The 2,937-nt window shown below is 69.6% G+C and carries 5 protein-coding genes and 1 tRNA gene; 1 reads left to right on the forward strand and 5 read right to left on the reverse strand.

Annotated elements, in window-relative coordinates:
* Positions 1-502: 502 nt before the first annotated feature.
* The 4 genes from HKK72_RS38180 to HKK72_RS38195 all read right to left on the reverse strand — a co-directional run bounded on the left by HKK72_RS38180 (position 503) and on the right by HKK72_RS38195 (position 1,952).
* Positions 503-575, reverse strand: a tRNA-Asn gene (locus HKK72_RS38180).
* A 97-nt stretch (positions 576-672) separates the two neighbouring features.
* Complete coding sequence (locus HKK72_RS38185; RefSeq protein ID WP_187239253.1) at positions 673-1,074, reverse strand: YdeI/OmpD-associated family protein; 402 nt, start codon at positions 1,072-1,074, stop codon at positions 673-675.
* A gap of 40 nt (positions 1,075-1,114) precedes the next feature.
* Complete coding sequence (locus HKK72_RS38190; protein WP_187239254.1) at positions 1,115-1,570, reverse strand: SRPBCC family protein; 456 nt, start codon at positions 1,568-1,570, stop codon at positions 1,115-1,117.
* Positions 1,560-1,952, reverse strand: coding sequence for an ArsR/SmtB family transcription factor (locus HKK72_RS38195; protein ID WP_187239255.1), 393 nt, complete (start codon positions 1,950-1,952; stop codon positions 1,560-1,562). The genes HKK72_RS38190 and HKK72_RS38195 overlap by 11 nt, the downstream gene beginning before the upstream one ends.
* Before the next feature lie 125 nt (positions 1,953-2,077).
* Here HKK72_RS38195 and HKK72_RS38200 point away from each other — a divergent pair, with 125 nt between their 5' ends.
* Positions 2,078-2,380, forward strand: coding sequence for a YtxH domain-containing protein (locus tag HKK72_RS38200; RefSeq protein ID WP_187239256.1), 303 nt, complete (start codon positions 2,078-2,080; stop codon positions 2,378-2,380).
* A 57-nt stretch (positions 2,381-2,437) separates the two neighbouring features.
* Here HKK72_RS38200 and HKK72_RS38205 read toward each other — a convergent pair.
* Positions 2,438-2,937 (reverse strand): hypothetical protein (locus HKK72_RS38205; protein ID WP_315987654.1); only part of this gene is annotated, 500 nt, incomplete at its 5' end.

Here is a 2,937-nt window from a genome sequence, read left to right on the forward strand (position 1 = left end):
ACCACCGCGAGCACGCTGCTTGGAGTCGCACAGCTCGGCTTTCCCGGGCAGCTCATCGAGGTCGACCTCACGGCGGCGCTGCCCACGTGACCACTGGTCGGCGAGCTCGGGTCGGCGGGGGTCAGCCCGCCTTGAGGGGGCTGCCGTCGTAGGTCCAGCGGTATGGCATCGCCGTCTCGTTGTGCCTGATGACGTAGGTCTCCAGCTTGTCGATGAGGTCCTCGCGGCTGGGGAAGTCGCCATGCCGCAGGACCCGGCGGGCCAGAGCGGCGAAGAACAGTTCGCCTTGATTGAGCCAGGAAGCCGGTGAAGGTCACCGCGTCGTTGCGGGCGATGACCTCGGTCAGGACCTCCCCGGCGACAATCTCCAAGGCCCGCGACCATGGAGGCGGTGCCGACCCGAGCCGCCGTACTAGAACCCCAGGGTGGCCTGTGACCAGCACATTCACCTATAGGAACATGCCACTAGGCACGCGCCATATCCGCAGGTCAGGGTATTAGGCTCCCGCGATTGGACTCGAACCAATAACCTGCCGGTTAACAGCCGGCTGCTCTGCCAATTGAGCTACGCGGGATCGCGGCCGCGGCGACGGGCACGTCCCCACGAGCGAACTCTAGATTAGCGCATCTGGGGAGGTCTTCGCGCACCGCCGACAGGGCGACCGGCCCCTGTCAGTCTCGGGCATCCCCCAGCCCGTCGACCGTCCGGCCGATCCGGCGAGCCCGGTTCTCCGACTTCTTGGCGGATGTGACGGCTTTGCTCATCTCGCTTCGGCGGAACGGGGTGAGAGCGTCGAAGGCGGGCCGGACACCGGCATCGGCGAGGGCCGCGGCGAGATCGTCGGGCAGGTCGGCACCGCGATCCTCCGCGTCGGGTTCGATCGTGACGTCCACCGTGTCTCCGGCGGTGGCGCCGATCTGTCGCTGGACGTCCTTGTTCACGGCCGTCATGTAGGTGCCGTCCATCTTGTGCAGCGTGGCCCGGACGGGGTGCCCGTTGACAGTGATCATCGCGGGCAGCAGCCGGGCGGCGCCGAGGGCGGACGCGAGATCGGCGGGCACGCACAGGCGCACGGCGTTTCGCTGATCAGTTCGGTGCTGAAGGCGATGTGGCTCATGCCGTCCTCCCCTGGCCCGTGTCCGTCGCGTGCGCGGCGAGGTGGGACGGCAGCCTGCGGGTGACGAACCGCTTCCAGCCGCCGCCGTGCATGAAGGCCAAGAGTGCGCCGCTCGGGCCCTCGAATCCCTGGTGGTCGAGGCGAAGCCGGGTGCCCGCGCCGTCGGGCAGCGCGGTCAGGGTCCAGCTGACCGTGGTGGTGGCGCGCATGCGGCTGCCCTTCCAGCTGCAGGCGAGCCGATGTGGTTCGTCGGCTTCGATGACCTTGCCGTCTATCACGCCGTCCCAGCCGGGCATGGGCTTGGCGCGCAGCCGGAACCGCCGGCCGACGACGGGTACGAAGTCGTCAACGGGCATCAGCCATTCCGAGAGGGCCTCTGGGTCGGTGAGCGCCTGCCAGACCGTGGCCGGCGGGTGGGGCAGGTCGGTCTCGAACAGGAGGTCACGGCGCATTTCCGGATTTCCCTGTCGCGTGGGGCGGATCGGTCGCGGTGGTGCCGGGCTCCGTGTGCTCGGAGCGCCGGTCCAGGTAGGCGCGCAGCCCCTGGATGTCGGACCAGAAGTCGCTGAACAGCGACGCCCAGTCGAACAGGTCCCGCAGGGGCTGCGGCCGGAGGCTGTACAGGCGGTGGCGTCCCGAGCGCCGCTCGTCCACCAGGCCCGCGGCGCGCAGTACGGCCAGGTGGCGGGACAACATGGGCACCCCCACGCCCAGCCGGTCGGCGAGCTCGGTGACCGGCAACTCCCGGGCGTGCAGCAAGGCCTCCAGTACGGCGCGGCGAGTGGGGTCGGCCACCGCTCGGAAGACGTCTTCGGTGGCGCTCGGTCGGGACATGGCTAATAGTTACGTTAAATGTGAAGTGATGCAACCCGCGCCCCTGCCGGGCACTGCGGAAATCCCGGACTTACCCGGGCGGCTTTGGGTATGGGCTAGGCCAGACGCGAGCACAAGGGGAGGCCATGAAATACAAGGCGACCTTCATCGCGGGCACGGCGGTCGGCTACCTGCTCGGCACCCGCGCCGGACGCGAGCGCTACGAGCAGATCCGGCGGGCCTACCGGCGCATCGCCGAGAACCCGACCGTGCAAGAGACGGCCGGGGTGGTCAGGGCCCAGGTCGGCACACTGGGCAATACCGCCAAGGAGACCGTCCGCAGCACGCTTCAGGACACCATCGGCGACCGTCTCCCCGGGTCACGCAGGACCGGGGACGAAGACGCATCGGCCCCTCCCCCTACCGAGACGACGCTGCCCTACCGCTGATCCGCCGGAACGCGCGCGCACTCCCCGCGTCCCGCGTGGAGTGTGATCGCGTGTACGTCAGAGCCCGGTCTGGCGGCGAAGATCCTCGAGCAGCCGTTCGGCCTGGTCACGCAGACCGGGATCATCGGAGTCCAGGCCCGCTTCGAACACGAAGCTCCAGCGCAGCTCGGTGCCCTCGACCGGGCGCCGCCCCACGATGCGCACTCGCTCGCCGCTCGGCAGCCGGCTCTGCTGATCCATCACGACGGTGGCGGTGACCCGCTCGCGCACGGTCTCGGGCATCGATCCCGGCTCGGTCAGCCGCACGTGGTGATCCGCCGCGCCGTTCGGCTCGTGGACATGGAGCCAGCCGTCCTTCCAGGAAGCGTGCCCGATGCGGTCCCAGGGCAGTCTCAGGAACCTCAGCTCGGTTTCGCCCTCGGCGCGTGCCACGGGCAGGTACAGGGCCGTGGACGTGGCCACGACATACGACCCGCCCCGGGTTGGCGCGTGGGCGAGGACCCGCTCTCCCCGCTCCATCGGGAGCACCTCACGCATGGGCTCGGGCAGGCGTCCAC

Origin of the sequence: Actinomadura sp. HBU206391, assembly GCF_014323665.1 — a bacterium.
Classification (GTDB): domain Bacteria; phylum Actinomycetota; class Actinomycetes; order Streptosporangiales; family Streptosporangiaceae; genus Actinomadura_C.

Excerpts from the sequence above, each read along its gene's own strand:
- HKK72_RS38200 (WP_187239256.1), top strand. The coding sequence starts at position 2,078 with ATGAAATACAAGGCGACCTTCATCGCGGGCACGGCGGTCGGCTACCTG.
- HKK72_RS38190 (WP_187239254.1), bottom strand. The coding sequence starts at position 1,570 with ATGCGCCGTGACCTCCTGTTCGAGACCGACCTGCCCCACCCGCCGGCC.
- HKK72_RS38195 (WP_187239255.1), bottom strand. The coding sequence starts at position 1,952 with ATGTCCCGACCGAGCGCCACCGAAGACGTCTTCCGAGCGGTGGCCGAC.